General features: G+C 47.6%; 29 protein-coding genes and 4 tRNA genes. 23 read left to right on the forward strand and 10 right to left on the reverse strand.

Annotated elements, in window-relative coordinates; genetic code table 11:
* Positions 1 to 46: 46 nt before the first annotated feature.
* Positions 47 to 1,171, reverse strand: coding sequence for a DUF4785 domain-containing protein (locus MHM94_RS16450; RefSeq protein WP_235419975.1), 1,125 nt, complete (start codon positions 1,169 to 1,171; stop codon positions 47 to 49).
* A gap of 9 nt (positions 1,172 to 1,180) precedes the next feature.
* Positions 1,181 to 2,035 (reverse strand): hypothetical protein, encoded by an 855-nt coding sequence (locus MHM94_RS16455; protein ID WP_022945011.1) that lies wholly within the window; start codon positions 2,033 to 2,035, stop codon positions 1,181 to 1,183.
* 227 nt (positions 2,036 to 2,262) lie between these two features.
* Between MHM94_RS16455 and MHM94_RS16460 the strand changes: the two genes are divergently transcribed.
* Positions 2,263 to 2,646, forward strand: coding sequence for an MAPEG family protein (locus MHM94_RS16460; protein WP_235419974.1), 384 nt, complete (start codon positions 2,263 to 2,265; stop codon positions 2,644 to 2,646).
* A 79-nt stretch (positions 2,647 to 2,725) separates the two neighbouring features.
* Here MHM94_RS16460 and MHM94_RS16465 read toward each other — a convergent pair whose 3' ends face one another.
* From MHM94_RS16465 to MHM94_RS16475, 3 genes are all read right to left on the reverse strand, one after another.
* A complete protein-coding gene (locus MHM94_RS16465; RefSeq protein WP_235419973.1) occupies positions 2,726 to 3,925 on the reverse strand; it encodes a M56 family metallopeptidase in 1,200 nt (399 codons plus the stop codon).
* 1 nt (position 3,926) lies between these two features.
* Positions 3,927 to 4,304, reverse strand: coding sequence for a BlaI/MecI/CopY family transcriptional regulator (locus MHM94_RS16470; protein WP_022945014.1), 378 nt, complete (start codon positions 4,302 to 4,304; stop codon positions 3,927 to 3,929).
* 61 nt (positions 4,305 to 4,365) lie between these two features.
* A complete protein-coding gene (locus MHM94_RS16475) occupies positions 4,366 to 5,064 on the reverse strand; it encodes an RNA pseudouridine synthase (RefSeq protein ID WP_235419972.1) in 699 nt (232 codons plus the stop codon).
* A gap of 100 nt (positions 5,065 to 5,164) precedes the next feature.
* Here MHM94_RS16475 and MHM94_RS16480 point away from each other — a divergent pair, with 100 nt between their 5' ends.
* The 7 genes from MHM94_RS16480 to MHM94_RS16510 all read left to right on the forward strand — a co-directional run bounded on the left by MHM94_RS16480 (position 5,165) and on the right by MHM94_RS16510 (position 12,254).
* On the forward strand, positions 5,165 to 5,470 hold the full coding sequence (locus MHM94_RS16480; protein ID WP_235419971.1) for a DUF6482 family protein: 306 nt from the start codon (positions 5,165 to 5,167) through the stop codon (positions 5,468 to 5,470).
* Positions 5,471 to 5,598: 128 nt separating this feature from the next.
* Positions 5,599 to 7,080, forward strand: coding sequence for an FMN-binding glutamate synthase family protein (locus MHM94_RS16485; protein WP_045979377.1), 1,482 nt, complete (start codon positions 5,599 to 5,601; stop codon positions 7,078 to 7,080).
* 147 nt (positions 7,081 to 7,227) lie between these two features.
* Positions 7,228 to 7,467, forward strand: a complete 240-nt coding sequence (locus MHM94_RS16490; protein WP_022945019.1) for a VF530 family protein — start codon at positions 7,228 to 7,230, stop codon at positions 7,465 to 7,467.
* Positions 7,468 to 7,554: 87 nt separating this feature from the next.
* Positions 7,555 to 9,285, forward strand: a complete 1,731-nt coding sequence (locus MHM94_RS16495) for a DUF4153 domain-containing protein (RefSeq protein ID WP_235419970.1) — start codon at positions 7,555 to 7,557, stop codon at positions 9,283 to 9,285.
* A gap of 2 nt (positions 9,286 to 9,287) precedes the next feature.
* Positions 9,288 to 10,061, forward strand: a complete 774-nt coding sequence (locus MHM94_RS16500; protein WP_235419969.1) for an amidohydrolase — start codon at positions 9,288 to 9,290, stop codon at positions 10,059 to 10,061.
* Positions 10,062 to 10,132: 71 nt separating this feature from the next.
* A complete protein-coding gene (locus tag MHM94_RS16505; RefSeq protein WP_235419968.1) occupies positions 10,133 to 10,789 on the forward strand; it encodes a glutathione S-transferase family protein in 657 nt (218 codons plus the stop codon).
* 55 nt (positions 10,790 to 10,844) lie between these two features.
* The gene (locus tag MHM94_RS16510; protein WP_235419967.1) at positions 10,845 to 12,254 is read left to right on the forward strand and encodes a mannose-1-phosphate guanylyltransferase/mannose-6-phosphate isomerase; all 1,410 of its coding nucleotides are present in this window, start codon (positions 10,845 to 10,847) and stop codon (positions 12,252 to 12,254) included.
* Here MHM94_RS16510 and MHM94_RS16515 read toward each other — a convergent pair.
* Positions 12,251 to 14,410 (reverse strand): ATP-binding protein, encoded by a 2,160-nt coding sequence (locus MHM94_RS16515; protein WP_022943681.1) that lies wholly within the window; start codon positions 14,408 to 14,410, stop codon positions 12,251 to 12,253. The genes MHM94_RS16510 and MHM94_RS16515 overlap by 4 nt on opposite strands.
* 95 nt (positions 14,411 to 14,505) lie before the next feature.
* Positions 14,506 to 14,805: a helix-turn-helix domain-containing protein gene (locus tag MHM94_RS16520; RefSeq protein WP_197275966.1), complete on the reverse strand. Its 300-nt coding sequence runs from the start codon at positions 14,803 to 14,805 to the stop codon at positions 14,506 to 14,508.
* Between the two features lie 191 nt (positions 14,806 to 14,996).
* Between MHM94_RS16520 and MHM94_RS16525 the strand changes: the two genes are divergently transcribed.
* From MHM94_RS16525 to MHM94_RS16550, 6 genes are all read left to right on the forward strand, one after another.
* Positions 14,997 to 15,626, forward strand: coding sequence for a glutathione binding-like protein (locus MHM94_RS16525; RefSeq protein WP_138587955.1), 630 nt, complete (start codon positions 14,997 to 14,999; stop codon positions 15,624 to 15,626).
* Positions 15,623 to 15,991: a nuclear transport factor 2 family protein gene (locus tag MHM94_RS16530; RefSeq protein WP_022943678.1), complete on the forward strand. Its 369-nt coding sequence runs from the start codon at positions 15,623 to 15,625 to the stop codon at positions 15,989 to 15,991. The genes MHM94_RS16525 and MHM94_RS16530 overlap by 4 nt, the downstream gene beginning before the upstream one ends.
* A gap of 10 nt (positions 15,992 to 16,001) precedes the next feature.
* Positions 16,002 to 16,208, forward strand: coding sequence for a 4-oxalocrotonate tautomerase family protein (locus MHM94_RS16535; protein WP_022943677.1), 207 nt, complete (start codon positions 16,002 to 16,004; stop codon positions 16,206 to 16,208).
* A gap of 117 nt (positions 16,209 to 16,325) precedes the next feature.
* Complete coding sequence (locus tag MHM94_RS16540) at positions 16,326 to 16,631, forward strand: hypothetical protein (RefSeq protein ID WP_235419966.1); 306 nt, start codon at positions 16,326 to 16,328, stop codon at positions 16,629 to 16,631.
* A gap of 125 nt (positions 16,632 to 16,756) precedes the next feature.
* Positions 16,757 to 17,158 (forward strand): hypothetical protein, encoded by a 402-nt coding sequence (locus MHM94_RS16545; protein ID WP_053911099.1) that lies wholly within the window; start codon positions 16,757 to 16,759, stop codon positions 17,156 to 17,158.
* Between the two features lie 284 nt (positions 17,159 to 17,442).
* Entirely contained in the window at positions 17,443 to 17,877 is a 435-nt protein-coding gene (locus MHM94_RS16550) for a hypothetical protein (protein ID WP_235419965.1), read from the forward strand.
* Positions 17,878 to 18,028: 151 nt separating this feature from the next.
* Here the strand turns inward: MHM94_RS16550 and MHM94_RS16555 are convergent, their stop codons facing one another.
* Together MHM94_RS16555 and MHM94_RS16560 are read right to left on the reverse strand one after the other, a co-directional pair.
* The gene (locus tag MHM94_RS16555) at positions 18,029 to 18,685 is read right to left on the reverse strand and encodes a response regulator transcription factor (protein ID WP_022946419.1); all 657 of its coding nucleotides are present in this window, start codon (positions 18,683 to 18,685) and stop codon (positions 18,029 to 18,031) included.
* A 216-nt stretch (positions 18,686 to 18,901) separates the two neighbouring features.
* Positions 18,902 to 19,267: a histidine triad nucleotide-binding protein gene (locus MHM94_RS16560; RefSeq protein ID WP_235419964.1), complete on the reverse strand. Its 366-nt coding sequence runs from the start codon at positions 19,265 to 19,267 to the stop codon at positions 18,902 to 18,904.
* A gap of 97 nt (positions 19,268 to 19,364) precedes the next feature.
* Here MHM94_RS16560 and MHM94_RS16565 point away from each other — a divergent pair, with 97 nt between their 5' ends.
* A complete protein-coding gene (locus MHM94_RS16565; protein ID WP_045979364.1) occupies positions 19,365 to 19,955 on the forward strand; it encodes a DUF2057 family protein in 591 nt (196 codons plus the stop codon).
* Positions 19,956 to 20,037: 82 nt separating this feature from the next.
* On the opposite strand, the gene MHM94_RS16570 is transcribed toward MHM94_RS16565, so the two are convergent.
* Positions 20,038 to 21,876, reverse strand: coding sequence for a M1 family metallopeptidase (locus MHM94_RS16570; protein ID WP_138510047.1), 1,839 nt, complete (start codon positions 21,874 to 21,876; stop codon positions 20,038 to 20,040).
* A gap of 118 nt (positions 21,877 to 21,994) precedes the next feature.
* Here MHM94_RS16570 and murB point away from each other — a divergent pair, with 118 nt between their 5' ends.
* From murB to MHM94_RS16610, 8 genes are all read left to right on the forward strand, one after another.
* Positions 21,995 to 23,023: a UDP-N-acetylmuramate dehydrogenase gene (murB, locus tag MHM94_RS16575; protein WP_235419963.1), complete on the forward strand. Its 1,029-nt coding sequence runs from the start codon at positions 21,995 to 21,997 to the stop codon at positions 23,021 to 23,023.
* Entirely contained in the window at positions 23,010 to 23,996 is a 987-nt protein-coding gene (gene birA, locus MHM94_RS16580; RefSeq protein WP_235419962.1) for a bifunctional biotin--[acetyl-CoA-carboxylase] ligase/biotin operon repressor BirA, read from the forward strand. The genes murB and birA overlap by 14 nt, the downstream gene beginning before the upstream one ends.
* Positions 23,993 to 24,697, forward strand: a complete 705-nt coding sequence (locus MHM94_RS16585) for a type III pantothenate kinase (RefSeq protein ID WP_235419961.1) — start codon at positions 23,993 to 23,995, stop codon at positions 24,695 to 24,697. The genes birA and MHM94_RS16585 overlap by 4 nt, the downstream gene beginning before the upstream one ends.
* Before the next feature lie 117 nt (positions 24,698 to 24,814).
* Positions 24,815 to 24,890 (forward strand) — tRNA-Thr (locus MHM94_RS16590).
* A gap of 41 nt (positions 24,891 to 24,931) precedes the next feature.
* Positions 24,932 to 25,016: transfer RNA gene (locus MHM94_RS16595), tRNA-Tyr, on the forward strand.
* A gap of 46 nt (positions 25,017 to 25,062) precedes the next feature.
* Positions 25,063 to 25,137: transfer RNA gene (locus tag MHM94_RS16600), tRNA-Gly, on the forward strand.
* 13 nt (positions 25,138 to 25,150) lie between these two features.
* Positions 25,151 to 25,226, forward strand: a tRNA-Thr gene (locus MHM94_RS16605).
* Between the two features lie 134 nt (positions 25,227 to 25,360).
* Positions 25,361 to 25,724 (forward strand): GTP-binding protein (locus tag MHM94_RS16610; RefSeq protein WP_235419960.1); only part of this gene is annotated, 364 nt, incomplete at its 3' end.

The raw sequence follows: 25,724 nt of genomic DNA on the forward strand, positions 1-25,724 counted from the left end.
CCCAATACCAAGCCAAGCCTGATATTGGGTGCATATCATCGTGCGCTTAAAACCCGGCTACCGGGCCTTTAACAAACTTCTGTGTGGGGGTGAATTTCAGCATCCGAGTGTGGTCACTTAACTCAACATCCACCAACTTGAATGGCCCCGTTGCCGCTGTGGCAACATCGAAAGGCAGGGTAAAAGTATCAACACCTTTTATCGCTTTCGCGACCTCGACAGTAGCCAGTTTGGTTGCCTTACCTGCTACCATTCCTTGCAGCGTAGCGCGAATCGCGTAACGGCCTTCATCACTCACATTCACCGGTACGCTGGCTTGGAAACGGTTATTACCGAGCGCACTGACTTTTGCGGTTTTCATGGTAATAGTGTCTTTACTATAAACAAAAGGCAGTTTTATGGTGCGTTTAACCTGTTGGCCGTTAATGTTTACCGTGGTATCGGCTTCTATTTCATAAAACCCTTGCGCCGCTCCTACATGCTGTAACGGCTGGCTGAAAATCACTTTACCATTGGCGTAACGAGCAGATAGTTGTTCATTCACTGGGCTGTGAACGCGCAGCGAAACATTGTTGGCAGCCTTGCTAGCGTTGCCCTGCTGCGCTATAGATAAATCCATCGCGAGGGAGCGCTGTTGTTCATCGACCCTGAAATCAGCTTCGGCTTTCAGTGCATAGGGGGAGTCTTTCTCTACTACATGCACTAAGTATTGGTCATCGTCACCCAGTGGCTGAGTACTTTGCAGCATCGGTTTGCCCTGCGCACTGACATTTTTGAGTTGAATGGCAACACTGCCATCTTTAAAGCCCGCTTGGTGCATTTGTTGCTGTGCAGCTATGCTTTTTAGCGCCAGTGTGGCGTTAGTTTTTGCATCTCGCAGTTGCAGTTTATCCATTTGCAACTGCTGCGGTTTAATCACTGTGCCGCTGTCAAAACGCGCTTTTGGCGCAACGCGGATGAGGTGGTCGGCTTGGGTTACGTGCACAGCCACACCTTGTTTAAGCTCTCGACCACTGACCGTTTGCCAGTATTCATGGCTGCTTTTTGTTAACTGTTGCAAGCTGGTGTTGTCGCCTTGATATACATTAGGCCACTGATATATGGTTTGTTCATTGGCCATTGCGGCGCTGGTCATCATCGCCAGAGCACTCAGGGTTAGTGTGTATTTCATGTCTGGCTCCTATATTCTGTTTTTCAGCATATCGCCCAGGCCAAAGCAGTCGCGACGACTTTGCTGGTGGCTTAGTGGCTCACTGCCACGGGTGCGTGATTTATCGGTAAACCATACCGAGCCCGCTAGAGCTTGAGAACTGCACTCCAGAAAGCCGTCGGAGCAGTTATCAAGCCAGTTTTGCGTGACCTCTAGGCCAACTTGATTTTGATAACCACCGCAATAACTATCCGAATCCCACACCGCAGATTCAACGTCGCTGCCGATCACGGTTTCAAAACGTGAGGGGAGGGTTGGGCGATTCGGCGTACCTTTTAACCACTCGGCATTATAAGCAGCCATCCAAGACACTTGTTGTTGTTTTACTGCGTCATTGCCGTAGCCGAGGATCCAACCTAACCCTTGTTCAAAGGTGTTACCGGCAATCACCGCATCGGCCAAAGGGGTGCCGCCACTGGAAGGGGCCAAGGCGATGGTGTGATTGACTTTATTGATGATACTTGGGTAACGGCTATCCCACGTGGGGTTGGAGAGAATCCAACGCACTACATTGCCGCCGTTTGAATGAGTGATCAGCGTTAAATCAGTAATATTTTTGTTGGCAATAAAGCTGTTTAATGAGTCGGCTAGGCAACCTGCGGCGCCTTCGGCCCACATAAACTGCTCAAAGTCACAATTAATCACCGTAAAGTTATTGGGGTTGGCAATGCCTTGACGCACCTTATCAACAAAACCACTGGTCCAGTAGTCGTTATAGGCATCGCTTTGCTGGCCTGTGCCGTGAATGAAGGCAACGCCCTCAGTTGCGAAAACGCCTTGGCTCATTCCGAGCGTAAGCGCGAGAGAGATTAGTTTTATTTTCATGTGTGTTCCTGTTGATTGTTATTTCCATCAGGGTAGAGGTGTGACCTCCGATCAGAAAATAGACTAAAGAGGTACAATTGCAAGCTGAAATTTACAATTATTTAACCTTGGTGTCTGTTTTAGGGGCTAAAATAGGAGCTGTGATGCGTAAAAAACAATAACCTAGCACCGGGCTTATCATTGGATTAGGGTAGTACCAAGCCTGTGGCCTTTAAAAAGGAACGATTATGAGTGTATTAGTTGTGTGTGCGTTGATCGCCTGTGTGTTACCTATACTTGCCAAAGCGCCGCTCGCTTGGGCGCAGAACCAGCAAGGGGGGTACGATAATCGCCATCCTAGGGCGCAACAACACGCGCTTACCGGCTTTGGTGCAAGAGCATTAGCAGCGCACCAAAATAGCTTCGAGTCCCTGATTATTTTTGCTGTGGCATTAGCGGTGATAATTGGCGCCAATAAGCAAGCCGCAGTTATGGATACCTTAGCTATCAGCTATATTGTTGCACGGGTGTTGTACTGTCTTTGCTATTGGTTTGATTTACATTTGTTGCGCTCATTAATTTGGGCGGTTTCCTATGCCTGTCCCATTGCTATGATCGCACTGAGTATTTAGCACTTTTCTGGTGTTAACGAAAAACACAAAGCAAGCACCTAATTTAAGGGGCTTGCTTTGTGTTTTTGTTGGTCGCGAATTAGTGCGAAGTGACGTTAATGCGCTCGGTTAAATCAGGCAATTGCACGTCGTTGCTGAGTTTGAAATCAAGTTGCACTAGGTGCTCATGCTCAGGATCCGAATAAGGCTGGTACTGCCATTGTTCAAGCGCACGCACCGCCTCTTTGTCAAACACTTGGGCCGGCTGTGATTTCACCACCGTGACATTGTTCACCGAACCATCTTGCGCAATTTGGAATCGCAAAACCACAGAACCGGAAATGTTTTGTTCCGCAGCCTCAATTGGGTACTTTGGTTCTATGCGCATCACTGCTTGCGGTTGGTCGGTTTTGTCTTGATTGTGCCCTTCACCTGCTTGTGTTGTGGCAATCAGCGTTAGGCTCGCGAATGCGAGTAAAATACTCAGTACTTTAGCGACGATATGACCCCGATTCGCCGATTGCATATTATGTAAGCGTTGTAACATCATGTTTTTATCTCCGTAGTATGAATAAGCCAAGCTGTGCAGTTGCGAACGACTCGCACACTCGACCATGGATTTGCCATACAGCAAGCGCTGTGTGGCCGATTTTTTTGCCAATACCAGTTCATCGCAGGCCAGCTCTTGGGTGCGTCTTAAGCTGAAGTATCCTAGCCATGTTAGTGGGTTGAACCACATTAAAATCACACAACCTAACGCAGCGGCATTAATGATGTTGTCATGGCGTCTTAGGTGCACATGCTCATGTTCAATCATCAAAGCTAAGGTGTCGGGGTTATGCTGTGTTACCAAATAGCTAGGTAGCACAATACGTGGCCTTATAAAGCCGATAAGCATGGGGGAGCTTATTTTTGCGCTCTCGTATATAGGCAGTGATGCATTACTTACGCTGACAGTGCTGGTCAGTTTAGCGCCTATGCGGCGTTGGAACTGTGCATGCTGCAAGAAAACACCTAGCAATAACACTGTGACCACAAACCAATAAGCGATTTCCCAATTCATGCTAACGTGCGTACTCGCTTGCTGCAGAGGCGTCACGATGTAACTGTTTAGCACTGTGGGTGATGCCACTGACTGACTGAGCTCAACATGTTGCGCTATGAGCGCTGCAGGAACCACAAGCCACAGGCCGTATATAAAACGGGCGGTCAATGATTTAAGGGCATAGCGCTCGACAATAACAAGTGTTATTAACAACGCAGAGAGCCAAGCTTGTTGGGCGATGATCCAGGCAAACATATTACTTTCCTTGTTGGTCTTCCCACTCTTTTATAACGGCTTTGAGTTCGTTGATATCTTGCTGTGACAGTTGCTCTGTTTTCGCAAAACCGCTGACTAATGGCGCAATACGGCCACTGAAAAATCGTTGTATTAAGCTTTTACTTTGCTTGAGGGTATATTCTTCGCGGCCAATTGTGGGTGTGTAACTGTATAAACGACCCTGTTTTTCAAAGCTGACCGCCTGTTTTTTTACTAGTCGGCCTAACAGCGTTTTTATGGTTTTTTCATGCCACTGGGTGTCGTCGCTCAGGCGTGCAACCACCTCGCTGGCTTTCGCTGGATGGCCTTGCCAAAGGGCTTCCATAACGGCAAATTCGGCTTTCGACAACTCGATCATAGTATTGCTCACAAATGTAATTCTTAAGCTAAAGATTACACTTGTAGTCAATGTCGTCAAGTTATTTTTGTAATCCGTACACCTGCTCCGCTGTCAGTGCTTGAAAATGGTGTTCGTTGATCAGCTCGGGTTGCAGTACATAGTCTCCTATACGCACACGCATAAGGTCGATAACCCGGTAGCCGCAGTGCTTCGCCATTTTACGAATTTGCCGATTAAGCCCTTGGGTCAGGATGATTTTAAAGCGAGTTGTTGAAAGAGGTTCGCAAACACAGGGACGCGTCGTGTGTTCGCCCAGAGTAATGCCACTGCGCATTTGCACAAAAAACTCGGGGTTTAATGGTTTATCAACTTCAACCCAATACTCTTTTTGATGCGCAAAGTCGGGGTGTGAGAGGCGTTGGCACAGCGCACCATCATTGGTCAGTATCAGTAACCCGCGTGAGTCTTTATCAAGGCGACCAACCGGGTAAACACGGGGTCCAGCTGGGAGGTGATGAATAAGACTATGAGAGTTGTGTGATTGCAGCTTGCAATCAATGCCCACCGGTTTGTGATAAGCAAAATAACGTTTCGGCGCCAGCCCCAGCACTTCCTCGCCATCCACAGTGATATGGTCATAGGGACTGACATGGGTAATGTGTTGCGCCAAGGCACCGTTGACTCTCACTCGCTCGGCGGTAATCAGCCTTGAGGCTTGGCGGCGTGAGCAAACGCCAGCATGAGATAAAAACTTAGCGACACGAATAGGCGGTGACATGATTATTACTGTAACTAAAGGACAAGGCCATCATAGCATGCTTTAATCGCCATGGCCTTTGCTTACGTATAGCTTTAAACCTTAATGTTTGGAGCAAATCATGGGTATCGACTTTACTAACCTGCAGCATCATCAACCGATTCAAAAAGTAGTGATCCACTCATTGGATATGGCGTTGTATCAAGTATCGGTAGTAATCAACAATATTGAATACTATGTCAAAGACCCTCGAGGCGAGATCCTCAAAGCCAATAGCCCATTGCATATTCAAAAGCTGTTCAATGATATTGCCTATCACGCCATGGTACTGCGCCATAGCAGTGCTTACGATGAAATGTGCGGTCAGCCGACTCGCCAACAAGATAACACTTTAGAAGTGCCCTACGGCAAAAACGGTTATTACTAATGGTGCTGCGTACTTTTGTTTCAATCGCTGTACTCTGGGTAGAAAGCAAATAACCCTATTAACAGTCTGGTCAATTGCCTCACTATATGTAAATCTGCATAGCATTAGGGACAACAAGGGGTTAGCTGATGAGCGACTTTTTCATTTACGCCATCGACTTTTTGACCAGTCTGTTTTTACTGGCGTTGGGCATCATCGTACTGGTGGTGATTTATTTTTATATTGTTGATGTTAATCAGAACAAGCATGCAATTCGTCGAAACTATCCAGTAATTGGTCGGTTTCGTTATTTTTTCGAGCGCCAAGGCGAGTTTTTTCGGCAATATTTCTTTGCCATGGACCGCGAGGAAATGCCGTTCAACCGTGCCGAGCGCAGCTGGGTATACAAAGCGGCGAAAAATGTTGATCGCACCTCTGCATTTGGCTCCACACAAAGCTTAGATCCCGCCGGCACCATTATGTTTATGAATTGTGCCTTTCCCACCTTAGAAGAAGACGCCATTGACCCTGAGCCCATTGTGCTTGGTGAGCAATCTCGCCACCCCTACACCGCGAAGGCGGTGTTTAATATCTCTGGCATGAGTTATGGCGCTTTATCTAAACGCGCCGTGTTGGCGCTATCGCGCGGAGCCCGCCAAGCGGGGTGTTGGATGAATACCGGTGAGGGGGGATTGAGCCCCTATCACCTTGAGGGTGGCGCCGATATTGTCTTTCAAATTGGCACCGCCAAATATGGGGTGCGTGATGAGCATGGCCAGCTCAGTGATCATAAACTTAAGGAAGTGGCGGCCCATGAGCAAGTGAAAATGTTCGAGATCAAAATGAGTCAAGGTGCAAAGCCCGGTAAAGGCGGGATGTTACCTGGGGTTAAGGTCAACGCTGAAATCGCCAAAATTCGTGGCATTCCTGAGGGCAAAGACTCCATTAGCCCGAATGGACATCCGGAAATTAAAAGCGTTAGTGATTTGCTGGATATGATAAACCACGTGCGTGAGGTGACCGGGAAGCCTACGGGATTTAAAGCGGTATTAGGGGAAACTCAGTGGCTTGAGCAACTGGTGGCCCTGATTAAACAACGTGGCGAGCACAGTGCGCCAGATTTTATCACTATTGATAGCGCCGATGGCGGCACTGGGGCCGCCCCTCAACCGCTGCTGGACTCGGTTGGTTTGCCATTGAAAGAGAGCCTGCCTTGGGTGGTCGACTTGCTTGAGCGTAATGGATTACGTGGTCGTATTCGTGTCATTGTTTCTGGCAAGTTGATTGTGCCTTCCAAAGTGGCCTGGGCGATTGCCTTGGGCGCTGACTTTGTGGTCTCGGCTCGTGGCCACATGTTTTCCTTGGGGTGTATTCAGGCGCTGCAATGTAACAAAGACACTTGTCCCACAGGGATCACCACCCATAACCCGAAACTGATGAAAGGGCTTGATGTGGTTGATAAAACTCAGCGCGTTGCGAACTACAATAAATATATTCACTATGGCATTGGTCTGATTGCTCACTCCTGTGGGGTGAATAACATACGTGGCCTGAATCGTCAGCATGTGCGCGTGGTGCAAGAAGACGGTTTGTCGCAAACCTTGGATGAGATGTACGCGCATTACAAATGACCGCGCTAACGAGCTAGGGGCTGTTGTTACAATCAATTGTTAGCAGGGTGCTAGACAATGCCCTGCAGCGGTTTTCTCTGCCTAGGCATTGCATGGTATTCTTAGCGCTATGAGGCCAATTGCGCCCTGTTTAAAAGGCTAAGTACAATGGATAATCAACCCAATAACCCCCTGCATGGCGTTAAGCTGGAACAAATAGTGACTCGTCTAGTCGAGCACTATGGCTGGCAGGTGCTAGCGCAGCACATCAATATTAACAGCTTTAAGAATGACCCCTCGGTGAAATCATCGCTGAAGTTCTTACGTCGTACGCCTTGGGCGAGAGAGGAAGTAGAGCAGCTTTATATTAAAACCTTCCACACGTGGCCATACAACGTCCAACAATAATGTTATTCGTGTCCCGATAAGGATTTTGCGTACCGCGCTAAAAATAGCGTATGGTGAGTATGAACGACTAAGGATAGGAACATACTCATGACCCAGAAACAGCACTTTATTTTACGGTGGCTAGTGCCTCAGGCTTTGCTGCAAAGTGCCTTGCTGGTGTGGCTGTACTTAGCCGTTGATAATGGCAACTGGCCAGCGCAATCGCCCACCTGGTTGGTGGGGTTAGTTACCCTGACTATCGTCTTTCCTGGATTATGCTACCTGCGATTAGAACGCGCAGGTTGGCGGCGCTTTTTAACTTTAGCCGTGCCCTACTCGCTGTTGTTGAGTGTGTTGGGGATGTATATCGGTGCGCAGCAGCCACAACAAGAGCTCTTTAATAACGACGCGTTGATTGTCACCTTTGTATTATGTGCCTTAATCACCACGTTAAAGCTACTTAATGTAGCCACTCTGTATAGCAGAGGCGAGCCGATCACCTATCGGCAGTTGTACGAGCTATCTTGGCAGCATTTTATTCAGTTCAGTTTATGTTGCTTCTTTGCTTTAGCTTTATGGCTTATTTTGCTTCTTGGTGGCGAGCTATTCAGCACCATCGGCATTGAAATTTTAGCTGATCTGCTCGATGAACCTTGGGTTAGTATTCCAGTGCTTACCTGTGCGTTTGCTGGGGCTGCTATTGCTCTTAGAAGCATGCTTTCGGCCGTCGAAAATATTGAAAAGCTACTGAAAATTTTAGCCAAATTTTTACTGCCCGTGCTTGCTGTGCTGGCCATTACCTTTATCGCCAGCTTGCCATTTACCGGATTAGAGTCGCTCTGGCGGCTGGAGAACAGCACCTTAATGCTGCTGTGGATGCAAGCGAGTTTGTTGTTCTTCTTTAATACCGTGTACAGCCGAACCGATGCTCTGCCTTACTATCACTGGTGGCGTGGGGTGATGCTATTGGCGCTGCTGACTTTACCGCTATACGCAATGTTGGCACATTACGGCCTGTGGCTGCGCATTGAACAGTATGGCCTGACAGTGAGCCGGGGGTGGGGAGTGCTGATCAGCGCCACCTTGGCATATTTTGCCTTCAGTTACTGCGGGGCTATCATCGTCAAGCGCCAGCAATGGCTCATTTGGGTGCACAAAATCAACGTTATCGGCTGCGCCGCATTATTTATGGCGTTGTTGGCGGTCAATTCACCGCTTGCTAATTTGCAACAGCTCAGTGCCCAAAGCCAAGTACACCGGTTGCAATCGGGGCAAGTCAGTGCCGATGAGTTTGATGTGTATTACTTTTACAGGGAACTTGGCAAGGCTGGCTTTGAGGCGCTGCAGCAAATACAACAGCATACTGATAATGACTCTCTCAAAGCGCGCATAGTTCGCTTATATGCTAATCGTGATGAACCCAGCGACTTTGAAAAATGGCAGTCACAATGGCTGCAAGGGGTGCGCATTGCCGATGCGGCGAACCAACCTCCTTCCAGCTTGTTACAGTTTATCCATAGCAGTAACCTCTACAAATATTATGGCCAGGGGGCTTCTTTGTACCTCATCGCTGCCGATGTGAACCAAGATCAGCAGCTAGAGTGGCTATTGCTGCACCAGCAACACAATTACCTGCAAGGGGTGATGTTCACCGAAAACCAGCAACAGCAGTGGCAGAGTTATCACTTGCAGGTGGCCAACGCCACTGACGATGAAGAGCAAATTAAGCAGGCTTTGGCAGCAGGGGAGTTTACTTTAACAACGCCGCAATGGCAGCATATCGATATAGGTGGGGCGCGTTTATCGGTGCCAGTAAATATCTATGAGCAACAGGAGTAACGATGTCGAAACTAACCGTCGCTTTGCTACAGCATGACATTCACTGGTTGGACGTAGAGGCAAACCTCGCACATTTAGCGGCGCAGCTACAATCGCTACCAGAGGTTGATTTAATCTTGCTGAGTGAGACCTTTGCCACTGGGTTCGCTGTCGCCGAACCAAATGTTGAGCGTCATAGCGAGCGCATTATTGCTTGGCTTAAAGACCAGGCCCAGCGCCGCCAAGCGGTTTTGTGCGCCAGTGTTATTAGTGCCGACGAGACAGGCAAGTTTAACCGCCTATATTGGGTGCAGCCCAGTGGCGAGCTGAATTATTACGACAAACGCCATCTATTTTGCTTAGGCAAAGAGGGTGAGCACATGGACGCCGGCACAGCGCGCAAGGTGTTCACCGTAAAAGGGGTCAGAGTCCTTCCTCAAGTATGTTATGACCTGCGTTTTGGCGTATTCCAACGTAACCGCAATGATTATGATGTGATGGTTAATATTGCCAATTGGCCAGCAGCCCGGCGCGATGCCTGGGATACGTTATTAAAAGCCCGGGCCATAGAAAATCAGTGTTACGTGTTAGCGGTCAACCGGGTTGGTGAAGATGGTCAAGGTGTTGAGCACAATGGCGGCACCGCAGCTTATCGCTTCGATGGCAAGCTGCTCGCTCATGGCGAGGATAATAAGGCCCAGACGATTACGGTCACCTTGGATTTAGCGCAGTTAGAGGACTATAAGGAATCCTTTCCCGCATGGCAGGATGCGGATGACTTTGAGCTCAACTTGTAAACCCCTGGCCACGGCATAATCACTTTTAAGCTGCTAGGCTAAGAGGATTAGCAATAACAAGGAGGTGTGCGGTGACTCAGATTACTCTTTTCACCTACGACTGGGTGCCAGAACTACCGCGTGGCTATGTGCGTGATTTGCGCGTACGTTGGGCGTTAAAAGAAGCCGGTCTCGATTACCGCGTTGCCACTGTGGCATTTAAAAATAGAAGCGCTGAGCATTTTGCCCGGCAACCGTTTGGGCAAATTCCCTGGCTCGAAGATGGCGAGCTGTCGGTGTTTGAAAGCGGCGCTATCTTGTTACATCTCGGCGAGAAAAGCACGGTACTGATGCCCAGTGTTGCCAGCGAGCGGAGTAAGGTGATTGAATGGATTTTTGCGGCGTTAAACTCGGTTGAAGCCGCTAGTTTACCCTGGTCTATTTACCAGTTCTGTGGTGATAGCAATGACACCCCAGCCCGACAACAGTTAGATGCCTTTTTACGCGCTCGACTGACGCACATGGAGCAAGTGTTGACGCAGCGGCAGTGGTTGGCCGCAGACTTTTCTATCGCCGATATTTTAATGGCCGATGTACTGCGGTTAGTGGCGCGCTTTGATGCCTTGGCTGAGTTTAAAGCCTGTAATGCGTACCTTCAGCGGGCCTGTGCTCGGCCTGCATTTGAGGCGGCACTGCAAGAGCAACTAGCTCAGTATGGAGAGCCTTCTGCAGATCAACCCAAGGCTTAATCAACGCCATGAAGAACTGGTATAATCGTTATTCGATTATTAGTTCTGAGCTGGTATGTTGATTTTACCTGTGCTTTTAGCGGGCGGCAGCGGTACGCGTTTATGGCCGTTATCGCGCCAAGACCGTCCAAAACAATTCTTATGCCTCGATGGTGAGCAGTCACTGTTACAGCAAGCAGCACTGCGAGTACAGCATCACTGCTTACTGCCACCGCTGGTGGTGTGTAACGCCGAACATCGATTTATGGTCGCGCAGCAACTACTGGAGGTAGGCATTGATCCCTGCGCCATTATTCTCGAGCCACAGAGCAAAAATACTGCCGCAGCGGTGGCTATTGCCGCGCTGTGGGCACAGCAACATTATCCCGATGCGAGCTTATTTGTGACCCCGGCGGATCATGCGATTGCCAATCCCGCGTGTTTAATTGAGCGTTTACCGGCGTTAGCGCAGCACAGTGAGCAGGCGCTACTTACGTTCGCCATTGAACCCACGCGCGCCGCCACAGAATATGGCTACATTTTAAAAGGTAAAGCCGCAGAACAGGCGACCAATCTATTTCATGTACAGCACTTTAAGGAAAAGCCCTCATACGCGCTAGCGCAGCAGTATATCGAACACGGGAACTACTACTGGAATTCCGGCATGTTTATGTTTACCAGTGGCTGTTTTGTGCGAGAGCTAGAGCAACACCAACCACAGATGCTGGCTGCGCTGCGTAAAGCGGCGCACTTTCACCGCGATCTTTATTTTGTTCGTATTGATGCCGATGCCTGGCAACACGTGCCCAGTGACTCTATTGATTATGCTCTGCTGGAACATAGCGAACAGGTGCTGACTTGCCCGTTGCCACTGCAATGGGCCGACCTAGGTAGCTTTGCGCAAGTATGGCAACACACAGAGCAAGATCATCAGGGCAATGCGGTGATTGGTGAGGCGGTGCTGCAAGATAGTCATAACAACTTAGTGGTGACTGACGAGCATCAGGTGGTGGCGACCTTAGGAGTGCATGATTTGGCAGTAGTGCAAAGCGGTGATACCACCTTGGTGGCAGCCAAATCGCAGCTGCACACTATGCCAGCTCTACTTAGCCAAGTCAGTGAGCAATACCCACAGCGGCGTTTGCGTCACCGCCAAGTATTTCGACCTTGGGGCTGCTACGAGGTGCTCAATGAGGGGCCCGGTTTTAAAGTAAAGCACATTATGCTTCATGCCAAGACGCGACTGTCTTTGCAGCTACATCAACATCGCGCTGAACACTGGGTGGTTGTTAGCGGCACTGTGCTGGTGGAGATTGATGGTCAGCAAAGCCAGCTCAGCGCCGGACAATCAACCTTTATCGCTGCGGGACAAAAACACCGCCTGAGCAACACCTCAAACACTGTCGCGCGGGTGATTGAGGTGCAAAGCGGTGCGTATCTTGAAGAAGATGATATCGTCCGTTTTGATGATGATTATGGCCGTTAGACTTGGGCGCGCATTGATTTAAGGTACAGCTCTAAGCTTTGTTGCCATAACTCAAGGCAATCGCTTAGGTGAGTATCTAGCGGCTTATCCTCAAGCAATCGCCGTTCAATTTTCTTTAACGCCATGCCGTAGCGATTAAACCCGAGTTGCAAAGCTGTGCTGGCTTGGCGATGTAACACTTTGATGCACTGCTCTTTATCACTGGCCATAAGCTGCTGGCAACGCAGCAGTTTATTACGGGCTGAAAGCACGAACTCATTATAAATAGAGGTCAGCTCTTGCTCTTCAAAGGTATTGGCCATTTGCTCTGCTGCGGTTTCATCGTAGAGCACATCTTTAAGCTCAACGCTCAAATTAGGTGCTTGACTGGACTGCGAGTCACTTAACGCTTGGCGCAGCTTTTCTTGTTTTATAGGTTTGCCGACAATGTCTTTGATCCCCAAGGCCAGGTATTCTTTCACTTCATCGGGGCTGAGGCTGGCAGTAAAGGCTAAAAACGGCGTGCGATGATTGCGATGGTCGATATTCTTCAAGCGTCGGATCACCTCTTGGCCGCTTAAGTCGGGTAAATTCATGTCCAATAACACCACATCAAAATGATACTGCTGCATCAGTTCAATGGCGCTATGGCCATCGGTAGCGAGCTTCACTCGATGCTCGTCCTCGGCCATAAACTCTATGGCAATCTTTTGGTTAAGGTCGAGATCTTCTACTAACAACACATCAAGGCCGGTGAGGTAATGGGTCGTTTGCGGACGTTTCTCAACGAGGCTAAGCTCGCCCACAGTTAAGCGCATATCAAAGCTAAAGGTACTGCCTTTGCCAACTTCACTATCAATAATAAGCTGGCTGCCTAAGTGTTCCAGCAGCCGGCTGGTGATTGCTAAGCCCAGGCCAGAGCCGCCCTTGAGTTTACCGGCGCTACTTTGTACATAGGGTTCGGTTAAATACTGAATCTCTTCTTGCTCTATGCCGGGGCCTGAATCAATAACACTAAAGCGTAGGGTGTGTTCTTCTTGGCCTTCACGCAATAAATCTACCTGTAGAATCACTTCACCTCGGTCGGTAAATTTGATGGCATTACCTACTAGGTTAATCAGTACCTGTCGTATCTTTTGGTGGTCGCAGTAATAACAGGCTTGTCGCGGCAAGTTAAAGTTCAACTCAAACTTGACCCCTTTTTGCTCTGCCAGCGGGCTTAGCAACAAACACAGGTTATTAATCCAAGTGCGTAACTCTACGTCTTCTTCAAAGAGGGCTTCATCACTTTGGTCCAAGCTCGCATACTCAAGGACTTTATCAATGAGTAAGTTAAGCGACTCGGCTGAGTTGATAATGGCTTCACAATAGGGTTTGTTTTTGGGGTTATTGGATTGGTTCATGATCAATTGCGCACTGCCTAATATGCCATTGAGTGGGGTGCGAATCTCATGACTGACGGTAGATAAAAACAGGCCGCGAATTTCTAAATCTTTCTGCGCCTTGGCTGTGAGTTGATTAAGGTTAAGCTCGCGACGCTCGTTACAGAATAACGCCAAACCAGCAGCGTAGAGCATCGGCGCTAGCACGCCATTAATTAGCAGCGTCATACTAAACCAATCATTACGGATCAGGCTGAAACGGTCGATATCGCCAATCCAAATTGTGCGGGCGCTGAATATGCCTAAGCACATCACTAAGGCAATTAAATACACCAAACTGGCACTGGGGTATTTATGTCGTCCGTAGCGAATAACAATGTAGGTTAGACACAGTGCTTCAGCAATATGTTGTAAGTCAGACAATAACACTCTAGTACGTAAGTTACTGTCAAAGAACATAAAGTAGGTAAAGCCAAGGAGTAAAAAAGCACTCACGAAAATAAATAAGGTGGTAACAAAACCTTTGTAATCTAAAAAACGGCTGATGGCTAACACATGAATAATGGAGCCGAGCATAAAGCTAATGTTAGCCAGTACCACTAACGCCTGTGAGCCCACATCAACGGTGCTCTTCAACGCGAACAGTAAAATCGCCAATAACAAGCACACGGGATAAAACACGTACAAGCCAATACCGACAAAATTACGGTTGGCCCGCCAAGTAATAAAGTTCAGCAGCGCCATAACAAATACGGCAGCGGCACTGGTGTAAAAAAGGGCTTTTGCGTCGAGCATCAACAAGTTAAAAGTTTACGTTAGATAGCCACTACTATACGCAAAATTCACTCGATGACCATGCGAAAAGTCATAACTCATCCGTGGTTATGGTGCTAGTCGTACTGCTTTTGTAGATAGCCCATGGTTTTAAGTTTGTGACCGACCTTCACGATTTCGTCTAATGCTGGAATAAGTTCTTGGCCAAGCTCGGTCAGCTCATACTCCACCGAGGGCGGAGAGGTATCACGTACATGGCGAACAATAACGCCGCGCTCTAATAGCTCAGTTAGGCGAGTTGAAAGTACCTTTGCCGAAATCGGCGGGATATCAATTCGCAGCTCATTAAAGCGGCGCGGTCCAGCGCGTAAACACCAAATCACATTGGGCGCCCAGGCACCGGAAATGACCGCCATACATTCTGTAAGCATACAGGGTTGGGGTGGTTTAGGGCTTTTATTCAGCCTAACTTTCAATGACATAAGAGTGACTAAGTTTCTGTGCGGTAACCCAATTCTAGCACCAAATGCATGGTTACTTCTAGTAATCTAATTTCCATTAGATATTATCTAAAGCTCCACAAGGACAACAACAGGAATACCGTGAAATGAAGCTTTATTACAAACCTGGCGCCTGCTCTATGGCCTCGCATATTATCCTCAATGAGCTCGAGGTCGACTTTAAACTTGAGTGTGTTGATACCGATAAAGGTCAAACCGAGACAGGGGGTAACTACAGCGAAATTAATAGCAAAGGCTATGTGCCTGCGCTGGCCGTTGATAACCAAAAAATACTGACCGAGAACCCAGCCATTCTTGAGTATTTAGCCGATCTAAAACCACAACTAGCGCTTGCTCCCAGCATTGGCACATGGCAGCGCTATCAGCTTCGTGAGCAGCTTGCTTACCTAAGCTCTGAGCTGCATAAGAGCTTTAGCCCCTTTTTCTCAGGAGCTGAATTAACAGCCACACAGCGGCAGGCGGCACAGGCGAAAATTGGCAAACGTCTCGCACCGATTGAAGCTCAGTTAAGTGCTGGCAGCTTATATTTGCAAGGCGATGCCTTTAGCGTGGCTGATGCCTATGCCTTTGTCATTATTAACTGGTCACAGTTTATTGGCTTTTCACTGACGCCATGGCCTGCCATTAATGCCTTCTGGCAGCGAGTTAATGCTCGTGCAAGTGTGCGCAAAGCGATGCACACCGAAGGGCTGGTGTCTGAGCAGGTCACCTCATGAAGCCGTTGCCAGAAATTACTGCGTTGTTGCAACGCTACTTCGATACCTTGTACCACTGCGACTTGCAGAAGTTCGATAGCGTTTTTCATCCCCAAGCTATTTATGTGAGCGCAGATAAGCAACCTTTGCTGTATCGCGATATGCCCACCTATCGTGAGGTGATCGCTCAGCGTACATCGCCCGCTTCTTGCGGTGAGCAGCGTCAAGACAGCATAGATGCAATAGAGCTGCTTGGCGACAACACCGCACAGGCTAGGGTGCGTTGCTCTATCGGTGCTCAGGACTATGTTGATTTATTGTCACTGGTACGCAGTGCTGGACAGTGGCGCATTATTGCAAAAGTATTTCATATTATTGATAAGTAAGGAGAAGGATATGCCCTATGTGAATATTAAAGTAACGCAAGAGGGAGTCACCCAAGCGCAAAAATCAGCCTTAATAAAAGGGGTTACCGAGTTATTGGTTGAGGTATTAAATAAATCCCCAGCGACCACTATGGTGGTGATTGATGAAGTCGAACTCGACAGCTGGGGTATTGGTGGCCTGCCGGTCGAGCAATACCGACGAGCAGCGCTTGAATAGCCTGGCCCGGCACATTAATACGTAGCCCTTGCGCTAGTAATGGTGCATCTTACCCTTACAAGGTATGCTACCTTGTAAGGTCTTACTAATATGTTGTTAGTTTTCAAAAGTTGAGCTATGTGGAATCAAACTGATAATGGAGAAACCATTGGAACAATAGGTTCTGAAAGTGGTGAAATAATTAAGGATGAGGAGCATTCCAAAGGTGCTCGCCTAACTTTGGAAAAAGGTGGTGATATTGCACCATACTCAATAACAAGTGGAGTGTACGGGTGTTTCTTTCATACAACTTATTTATCAACCCTAGAAGAGGGAGTAAACGAGTTGGATGCAATGAAAGCTGAAATATCAGAGTTCTTTGATACTGAAACAACAAGTGATGAAGAACATGATTGGATTATGGCGTTTGTTGGTAGGCATTGAAAACTAACAAGTGCCTAAACCAAGGGACGCAAAACAGCAGGCTTGCGCTCCTTCGTCGCTAATTTTAGCCTGCTATTTTGCGCCGGTTAGGCAGGCGTTAAGCGACAACAGTGATATCTCAACTTATGGATGACTTATTTCAAATTATGGATACGTTTTTTTCGGCATTATCTGGCTGCGCCGCTGCCATTGCAGCTTACTTCTCATTCCAAGCTATAAAAGAAGCCAAAAAGCATGTATTTCTAACTAAAAAAAATGATGTAGCAACGAATATCAATTTCTTATACAGAAGGTTCCAGCTCGAATATGAGACTTTCTATATTTCCAAGTATTTAGGTAATCAGGAAATTATCGTATCTTCGAAATATTTCGTAGATGAAACGTTGTTCGAAAAGTTTATCGAACTTTTTCAGAAGTTACATAGCTTAGAGCATAAATCTAAGTCCGGCGCTGAAATAAGCGGCCTACTAAACGAAGTAGATCAACTATTTAAAGACATACTTCCAAGCAAGAGGCTTGATGAATAACTCTCGCCTAACAAAAAATTAAGTCACTCACTTCGTTCTTTGAGAGGCATGCATGTGGGCTGCTTCGCAGTATATTCCACGCGCCTACGACTCTTATTTAAAAGTTAACTTTCTTACAGAGGAATTAAGTAAGCACCGAATATTGTTGATTGTGGCTGCGATGTTCGTAGCTTCACTTATGGTCGCTCCGGTATCAGGGTTTGTTTTCATCATTCATTGGCATAGTAAGCAATTAGCCGAGTCTTTGAATCATAAGTAAGGCGTTAGAGCCGCAGGGAGTTGTAGTGAAAAGTTTAGTTGCCTTTATAGTTTTGTTTTGGAGTGTATTTGCCACTGCGAGTGACACGATTCAGTGGGGTTATTTAGCAACAATCGATCAAGAATCTATTCGATTAAAAGCTAAGGAATATATCCACAACGCTATGCCTGAAATTAGAGGTGTTGAGGTTAAGTTAATTAATGTCAGTGCTAATTACGACTTCAGATACAAGCGTTCGACTATGCAAGTCATGTTCATGCATTCAATGTCTTTTGTGGAGGGCGAAGGTAAAGAGCAAGTTGTTTATGTTGGTGACAAACCACAAGTCATTAAAATGAATAAGATACAGTACGTTTTTATAGACTTTAAAGGAAATGGTGAGGCCACCCAACATAGAGTTGAGCAAGTTCCTTTTCATGGCTCTAAACAAGCATTTATGGAAGAGTTCAGTAGATTCTAATATCACCCATTAGTGCCCAGCGCTGAGACAACACCTTACAGGTTCTCACAAAAGCTCTCCATGCGTGTCTATCTCCGCTAAAGCCGCCATTGGGTAAATAAATTTTACCGACAAAAAAGCCGGCAATAGCCGGCTTTTTTGATATTAGCGATTAGCGTAATTCATTGGGCATGTTAGTTTGAGCCCAAGATAATAGCTCCACACGGTTACGACACTTGGTCTTACGAAACGCACTGTATAAGTGAGTTTTAACCGTATGCGGGCTGATATTTAAGTCTTCGGCAATTTCTTTGTTCTTAGCGCCTTTACTCATTAACGCGACGATGGCTTTCTCGCGCTTGGTCAGCTTCACCGGCTCAATATCACCTTCAGTGAGTTTGTGCAGCGAATCTTTATTAAATTGCAGCATGCGGTTCAGCACGTTACACATAACATCACGGCGATACCACAACTGGTTCTCTTGAAGTAAGCGAATGCCTTTCATCATCACATCGGCGTTATCTGTGGTGTAAAACACGCCACGAATACCACTTAGTAGCGCCCGATTAGCGAGCTCTGGATTCTCATCTAGATTGAACAGCACAATGTCACATTCCACTTTTAAATTGACTAAGTGCTCTTTTAAACGACTCCACGCATCGTCTGATGATGTTTCGATAAATAAGTAAGTGGTGCCAGGCTTAACCTGAGCAACGTCGGTGCCTTTGTGGACTTCGAGTCCCTGTGTACGCAGAAGTGGCTCAAGGACATTGACGCCTATTTGGTTGATGGGGTCTTGTTCAAGTAATAGAAAGACAGTCTTACTCATTGTGGTTAGCGGCTCTTTTACATTATTGCCACTATCGTATCATGGAGCTCACTTCTTTTGTATTAGGTGGCTCAGAATTATTAGTGAAAAAAGATTAATAATCTTCAACTTCTGGGTATATACAGGCAGAATGCGAGGTACAGGGCAGCGGATTCAATGATAACACCTTCTTTACCTCTGCCCATATTTGTTAACCTTATAAAAGATAAGCGAAAGTTATACTTTTTTCTTATCCTGATAAGGAGGCCAACCCATTTCTTTGCCGGCCAGCATGTGCAAATGAATGTGGTAAACAGTTTGTCCGCCATGGTCATTGCAATTCATTACTACGCGATAACCTTCATCTGCAAAGCCTTGTTCTTTAGCTAGTTTTGCAGCAACAACATACAAATGCCCGACTGTGGCGGCATGTTCGTCGGTAATATCGTTAATGGTGGCTATCGGGGTTTTTGGGATAATAAGCACATGGAACGGCGCTTGGGGATTAATATCTTTAAATGCTAAAGCACGCTCGTCCTCGTACACGATATCTGCTGGAATTTCGCGGTTAATAATCTTACTGAAAATGGTTTCTTCACTCACGATGTGGTCCTTATCTTTCATGGATGAGCCAGTAATGACAAAGAAAAGCAGAAGTGTCAAACTGAAGCTTAATCCATTTGCTAACAAGGAAATGACTATGTGGAAGAAAACGATAATGACCAGCCTAATAACACTGGCTTTGGCCCCTCAGGTGCAGGCCGAGATGGTGTACTTCCCTGAGGAAATTATTCCGTTACAGGTGGATGATAAAGAGATAGAGCAGTCATTTTTCTCAACGGTCGATGAATTGGAGCTAGCTCCAGGGCAATACCGCTTGAAGCTGCAATACAGCGATTTGTATGAAAGTGGGTTTGATGATCATCAAGTGGTGGAGTCAGAACCATTTTGGGTAAATTTAGAGGTAAAAGCGGGCGAGGATTACGATGTGATCTTTGAGCGTGCCAGTAATGCCGCAGCGGCCGAGCTTTATGCCGAAGCACCGACAGTGCGTTTACAGGCGCGGGGGCAAAAATTAGCGGCGCCGATGGCTTCTGTTGCGCCAGCTGAGGCACCACAGGCGAAGACGGTAGTCAGCGCCAATAACCCTGATAAAGAGAGCCTTGAAGCGGCCCAAGTTGTGGTTAATAACAACGTCAGTGCTGCGGCTATGCTGGACTTTTGGTGGCAGCAAGCCAGTGCGCAAGAGCGCCAAGCTTTCTTGGAGAAAGTAAAAGCAAACCAACAATAGTAAAACTAGCATCGTTGTTACAATTACAAAAAAGGGCGAGATTTCTCGCCCTTTTTGCAACGTTTAAACTGGCAAAGCCCAGTTACTTGAATAAGGCGTCGATCGTACCTTGTGCTAAGGGGTGATAGCCTGGGCGTGCGCCCTGATAAACGTCATACGCCCAGTCGCGCTTACCGTTAGCGATAAGTGCTTTGTATAAGGGCACAATGAGTTTACGGCGGCCAATGCTGCTCAAGTGCTGGTCTAATGCAGGGTAAATCGCTTCATAACCATTGCCTACCGCTAACATAAACCATGCAAACGCCACTTCTTTATTTGTCGATGCCGTGAGGTTGAACTGCGCGTCTAGCTCTGCCATTTTATCATTGTTTAAATCACGCGGCAGATTGTTCAAAAAGTGCAACCACTCGTGCACAGTCCAGTCAGCCGTTGGCAAGTCGCTGAGCTGCTTATCGCCTGCTAGCCAAGCTTGAGTGTGTGCATCTACTTTATCAAACACGTCAGAAGTGGGGTTAGGCGCATCGGCGGGTAACCCTGGCTGGTAAATCCACTCTTTTGCTTTTTCTAAGCTGACCACTCCAGGGTGGGCCTTTAATAAATGCTTGTCTAAGTAGGCCACAAACTCGTCGGTAGTCACAGATTGGAAAGCGTGATCGCTGAAGTATTGCTTCACAAAGGTATCGAAGGTGTCACGACCAAATTGCTGCTCCAAGTAGATAAGGAACAATTGACCTTTGGTGTATGGCACTGAGCTAAAGGCATCGTCTGGGTCACGGCCGTTTAGCTTTAAGTTTAGGCGCGTATCGGGAGCGTCAATGGTTTTTAGTTGAGCGCGTAACCCGGCGCTATCCAGGGCTTGCTCCATCACTGCGCGCTCGCGGCCAAATACCTCTTCCATGATGCGGTTTTCCACATACGAGGTAAAACCTTCGTTAAGCCATAAATCTTCCCAAGTCGCGTTCGTTACCAAGTTACCAGACCAAGAGTGGGCCAGTTCATGAGCGATAAGGTTCACTAAACTCTTATCACCGGCGACAACGGTTGGGGTGATAAAGGATAGGCGCGGGTTTTCCATACCGCCAAACGGAAAGCTTGGTGGCAGCATGAGTAAGTCGTAGCGGCCCCATGCGTATTCACCGTACATACCTTCGGTTTTATCAATCATCGCCTGAGTGTCATTAAACTCGGCAACTGACGCATCAAGAATTTGCGGCTCAGCAAAAATAGCGGTTTGATGCGACATTTCCTTGTATTCCAGGTTACCGGCACCAATGGCGATCAGGTAGGGAGGAATGGCCTGCGGCATATCGAAGAAATAATCGCCGTCTTTAATGAAAGCCCCGGTGTTGTCGGCACTCATTACCGCACGCACGTTTTCTGGTGTTTCAATGCGGGCGCTGTAGGTTACGCGCATCGCTGGTGTATCTTGAACTGGGATCCAGCTACGGGCATGGATAGCTTGCGATTGGCTATACATGAACGGCTGGGTTTTGCTCGCAGTTTGCTCTGGCGTAAGCCACTGCAAGCCAGAAGCTTGTGGCAAGCTGTTGTAGTAAATTCGTACTTTAGGAGCCTGCTGGGCGAAGCGAATGGTCAGTTTGGCGCCTTTAACATCGTTGCGCGGGGCTAAGGTAAAGTCAGCTTTATGCCATTTGCCTTGATTGTCTTCGTAAATAACGCGATCAATTTCCAAATCGCGAGTATCAAGCACCAAGGTGCGCGCACTTTTATCTTTCCACTCTAGGCTATGTTCCACAAAGCCTTCAAGTTGTTTGTCGGCGAAATCAACATCTAAGTCTAAAAAAAGGTGAGTTGAGACAACTTCATCCAAGTTGGCATAGGTGTGTTCATCTTGGGCAGCTAACGCATGCTGGCTTAAGCCTGCCATGGCTAATGCCAAAGCGAGTGGTTTTAATTTCATAGTATCCTCAGAACGAGCGAAATAAGAAGAACTCGTTATACCAGATCTCAACCAGCACTGACAGCTATGTCAGACGAGCTCCTTGGGTTACACTAGCTTTGCCTTAAGTAATAAATTAATGACAAGAGAGTGCCTTTTGCCTGCATTACAAAGCCTTCATACTTTTGCCCTTGCGGCCCAGTGCCAACAACTGTTGATCGTCGAAGAACCTGAGCAGCTGCATGATATTGATTTTACGCAGCCGTTTTGCGTGCTAGGTGAGGGCAGCAATACTATTTTTACGGCCCCGTATCAGGGGAGCGTGGTGTTAATTGCCAACAAAGGCTTGGTACTAGAAGAGTATAGCGACGCGTGGCTGCTGCATTGTGAAGCAGGTGAAAATTGGCATCAGCTGGTGCAGCAAAGTTTAGCCTTGGCAATGCCAGGGTTAGAAAACTTAGCACTGATCCCCGGGACCGTGGGCGCAGCACCTGTGCAGAATATTGGAGCCTATGGTGTTGAATTAGCACAGTTTGTAGATTACGTGCAAGGTTACGATATTACTAAGGGTTGCTTTCACACTTTGCGTGCTGAGGAGTGTGAGTTTGGCTATCGCGATTCGATATTTAAGCATGCCTTAAAAGAGCGCTTTATTATTACTCGGGTGGGTTTGCGGTTACCGAAAGCGTGGCAGGCAAACACTAGTTATGGGCCACTGCAAGAGCTGCATCAACCCACAGCGCAACAAATTTTTGAGCAGGTGGTCGCTGTACGCCAAAGTAAACTCCCTGATCCCTATCAACTAGCTAATTCAGGCAGCTTTTTTAAAAACCCAATTTTGCCGCGCCAACAAGTGGCTAGTCTTCGACAACGCGACCCCCATATGCCCTGTTACGATGTGGACAACGAGTTCCAAAAAGTAGCGGCGGGTTGGCTAATTGAACAAGCAGGGTTAAAGGGTTACTGCATTGGTGATATTGTTGTACACGATAAGCAAGCTTTGGTTTTGGTGAATCGTGGCACGGGCACCGCAGAGCAACTTATGGCAATGATTAAGCATATTCAGCGCACTATCTTGGCGCAATTTGGTATTGCTTTGGAGCATGAAGTGCGATTGCTGGGCGCGCAAGGTGAAATCCATGTGGAGGCTGACAATGAAAGCACCTGATGGCAATAAACTGGCTATATTGGAGCGTCTCAATCAAGGACGCTTTTTGTCTGGTCAAGTGCTGGGGGACGAACTGGGCATTAGCCGCGCAGCGGTTGCCAAACATATTCACTCGCTGCAAGAAATGGGCATCGACATTTATAAGGTCAATGGTAAGGGTTACCGTATTAGCCGACCATTAAGCTTACTATCTCAACCAGCAATTACCGAGGTGTATGAGCAATTACAAGGGCAGGCGGGGCGCTTCGAAGTACAACCGATTATTGATTCCACCAACAGTGAGCTTATGCGCCGTATCCAGGCGAATAGCCTTGAGCCTGATACCGTGTTAGTGGCAGAAATGCAGCGCCAAGGCAAAGGGCGTCGCGGTAGAGTGTGGCAATCGCCCTTTGCGGCGAATTTATATTACAGTTACTACTGGCGCTTAGACGATGGCATGCACGCTGCAATGGGGCTGTCTATTGCCGTTGGTTTAGCCATTTATGACTGTTTAAAGGCGCTTTATGGCTTAGAAGTACAGTTAAAGTGGCCGAATGACGTGTTGGTCGCTGGGCGAAAATTAGCCGGGGTATTGGTGGAGCTTGACGGCACCGCCGAGGGGCCCTGTCACTTGGTGATTGGCATCGGCTTGAATGTCAGTATGCCCGACAACGCGGCTCAGCATATCGACCAACCTTGGTGTGACCTTAACGAATTTACGACCGAATTAGACAAAAACCAACTAGTGGCGGCGTTGACTTGCTTCTTACAAAAGCGCTTATATCAGTATCAGCGTCAGGGGTTAACGCATATGCATCAGCAATGGAATGATGTGCATGCGTTTGCCGGTCAATGTGTGGAGTTGAGCTCTTGCAACAATCATTGGCGCGGAATATGTGAGGGCATTGATGAACAGGGCGCGGTGGTGATCCGTGTTGATGGCCAGAGTAAGCGCTATTTTGGTGGCGAAATCAGTTTGCGAGCGACGACATGAAACTACTAGTAGATGCTGGTAATTCGGCAGTAAAGCTAATGTTGGCCACAGAGCAAAGTGAGCTCAGTGCTGTGGGGCTGCAAGAAGTGCCTTGGTCACATGTGGAGGAGGTGTTGGTATCGGCTGTTGCTGAATCCAGTGCCCTCACTCAGGTGCTGGCATTGGCGGCAGCGCAAGGTAAGCAAGTGCACTATGCTCGCGTGAGTGGCCATTGGCAGCAGTTGCAGTGCGCTTATGAAAACCCCAATACCTTGGGAATTGATCGCTGGTTGGCGGTGATCGCTGGCTACAGTGAAAACCCGCAAGGCGAGACCGTGATTGTGGATGCGGGCACAGCACTGACGATTGATGTGGTAAACAGTGAACACCAACATTTAGGTGGCTATATCTTGCCAGGTCTCGATCTTACCGAGCACAGTATTGTTAGTCGCGCACAGAAGGTGTTCAGTGTTGATGGCTTGCGTCGTAATATCAGTCCTGGGCGCTCGACACCCAGCGCAGTAAAAAATGGTGCCTTGCTCAGTGCTTTGGGAGCAGTGGAGTATGTTCTTTCACATTATTGTCATGGCGACCAGGCGCAGTTATATATAACAGGCGGTGATGGTTTAGCGTTACATAACCACTTGAAGGCAAGTGTGTATCGGCCGCATTTTGTTTTTGAAGGCTTACTTAAGTGGCGAATTGGTGCGCAAACTGTTTAAAAACCCGCAGTTCTGCGCGAATATTGAACGTTTAAGCACGAAACCGTAACTTTTTTTGATTTTATAGTTGCATCACTCAAAACCATGCCTTAGAATCTCGCCCCGTACTAAAGCAGTGCCGACTTAGCTCAGTTGGTAGAGCAACTGACTTGTAATCAGTAGGTCATCCGTTCGACTCGGATAGTCGGCACCATTTTCCTCAACTTGGAAAGGCTTTAGAAAGAATTTTAGCGTGGAGGGGTTCCCGAGCGGCCAAAGGGATCAGACTGTAAATCTGACGGCATTGCCTTCGCTGGTTCGAATCCAGCTCCCTCCACCACTTTTATTCTTGACGGTTAGAGGTAGTTAAGAACAGGTTCCTAAAAGCGGGCATCGTATAATGGCTATTACCTCAGCCTTCCAAGCTGATGATGCGGGTTCGATTCCCGCTGCCCGCTCCAGTTTTTCTGGTGTGCTGATATAGCTCAGTTGGTAGAGCGCACCCTTGGTAAGGGTGAGGTCGGCAGTTCAAATCTGCCTATCAGCACCAGTCCCTGACTTTTCCTGAATTACTCCCTTTGATTTGTCTAAAAAATATTCAATAATTGAAGAATTGAATTGACCGGCGCTTGCGTCGATCGTTTGATATGTAATCTAGATACACAAAAACTTATAGGTTCCGTCATGGCAAAAGAAAAGTTTGAACGTTCGAAACCGCACGTAAACGTAGGTACAATCGGCCACGTTGACCACGGTAAAACAACTCTAACTGCAGCGATCACTAACGTACTAGCAAAAGTATACGGTGGTGTAGCACGTGATTTCGCACAAATCGATAACGCTCCAGAAGAGCGTGAGCGTGGTATCACAATCGCAACTTCACACGTAGAGTACGACACTCCGACACGTCACTATGCACACGTTGACTGTCCAGGACACGCTGACTACGTTAAAAACATGATCACAGGTGCTGCACAGATGGACGGCGCGATCCTAGTAGTTGCGGCTACTGACGGTCCTATGCCACAAACACGTGAGCACATCCTAC

The organism is Pseudoalteromonas sp. CNAT2-18.1 (assembly GCF_022347865.1).
In the GTDB taxonomy this organism is placed as follows: Bacteria; Pseudomonadota; Gammaproteobacteria; order Enterobacterales; family Alteromonadaceae; genus Pseudoalteromonas; species Pseudoalteromonas ruthenica.

Coding starts and splice junctions, on each gene's coding strand:
- MHM94_RS16555 (WP_022946419.1), bottom strand. CDS start 18,685: ATGAGTAAGACTGTCTTTCTATTACTTGAACAAGACCCCATCAACCAA.
- MHM94_RS16490 (WP_022945019.1), top strand. CDS start 7,228: ATGGATAATCAACCCAATAACCCCCTGCATGGCGTTAAGCTGGAACAA.
- MHM94_RS16510 (WP_235419967.1), top strand. CDS start 10,845: ATGTTGATTTTACCTGTGCTTTTAGCGGGCGGCAGCGGTACGCGTTTA.
- MHM94_RS16465 (WP_235419973.1), bottom strand. CDS start 3,925: ATGTTTGCCTGGATCATCGCCCAACAAGCTTGGCTCTCTGCGTTGTTA.
- MHM94_RS16485 (WP_045979377.1), top strand. CDS start 5,599: ATGAGCGACTTTTTCATTTACGCCATCGACTTTTTGACCAGTCTGTTT.
- MHM94_RS16480 (WP_235419971.1), top strand. CDS start 5,165: ATGGGTATCGACTTTACTAACCTGCAGCATCATCAACCGATTCAAAAA.
- MHM94_RS16570 (WP_138510047.1), bottom strand. CDS start 21,876: ATGAAATTAAAACCACTCGCTTTGGCATTAGCCATGGCAGGCTTAAGC.
- MHM94_RS16585 (WP_235419961.1), top strand. CDS start 23,993: ATGAAACTACTAGTAGATGCTGGTAATTCGGCAGTAAAGCTAATGTTG.
- MHM94_RS16460 (WP_235419974.1), top strand. CDS start 2,263: ATGAGTGTATTAGTTGTGTGTGCGTTGATCGCCTGTGTGTTACCTATA.
- MHM94_RS16540 (WP_235419966.1), top strand. CDS start 16,326: ATGTGGAATCAAACTGATAATGGAGAAACCATTGGAACAATAGGTTCT.
- MHM94_RS16515 (WP_022943681.1), bottom strand. CDS start 14,410: ATGCTCGACGCAAAAGCCCTTTTTTACACCAGTGCCGCTGCCGTATTT.
- MHM94_RS16470 (WP_022945014.1), bottom strand. CDS start 4,304: ATGATCGAGTTGTCGAAAGCCGAATTTGCCGTTATGGAAGCCCTTTGG.
- MHM94_RS16495 (WP_235419970.1), top strand. CDS start 7,555: ATGACCCAGAAACAGCACTTTATTTTACGGTGGCTAGTGCCTCAGGCT.
- MHM94_RS16565 (WP_045979364.1), top strand. CDS start 19,365: ATGTGGAAGAAAACGATAATGACCAGCCTAATAACACTGGCTTTGGCC.
- MHM94_RS16530 (WP_022943678.1), top strand. CDS start 15,623: ATGAAGCCGTTGCCAGAAATTACTGCGTTGTTGCAACGCTACTTCGAT.
- MHM94_RS16520 (WP_197275966.1), bottom strand. CDS start 14,805: ATGGCGGTCATTTCCGGTGCCTGGGCGCCCAATGTGATTTGGTGTTTA.
- MHM94_RS16450 (WP_235419975.1), bottom strand. CDS start 1,171: ATGAAATACACACTAACCCTGAGTGCTCTGGCGATGATGACCAGCGCC.
- murB (WP_235419963.1), top strand. CDS start 21,995: ATGACAAGAGAGTGCCTTTTGCCTGCATTACAAAGCCTTCATACTTTT.
- MHM94_RS16525 (WP_138587955.1), top strand. CDS start 14,997: ATGAAGCTTTATTACAAACCTGGCGCCTGCTCTATGGCCTCGCATATT.
- MHM94_RS16455 (WP_022945011.1), bottom strand. CDS start 2,035: ATGAAAATAAAACTAATCTCTCTCGCGCTTACGCTCGGAATGAGCCAA.
- MHM94_RS16545 (WP_053911099.1), top strand. CDS start 16,757: ATGGATGACTTATTTCAAATTATGGATACGTTTTTTTCGGCATTATCT.
- MHM94_RS16535 (WP_022943677.1), top strand. CDS start 16,002: ATGCCCTATGTGAATATTAAAGTAACGCAAGAGGGAGTCACCCAAGCG.
- MHM94_RS16475 (WP_235419972.1), bottom strand. CDS start 5,064: ATGTCACCGCCTATTCGTGTCGCTAAGTTTTTATCTCATGCTGGCGTT.
- birA (WP_235419962.1), top strand. CDS start 23,010: ATGAAAGCACCTGATGGCAATAAACTGGCTATATTGGAGCGTCTCAAT.
- MHM94_RS16500 (WP_235419969.1), top strand. CDS start 9,288: ATGTCGAAACTAACCGTCGCTTTGCTACAGCATGACATTCACTGGTTG.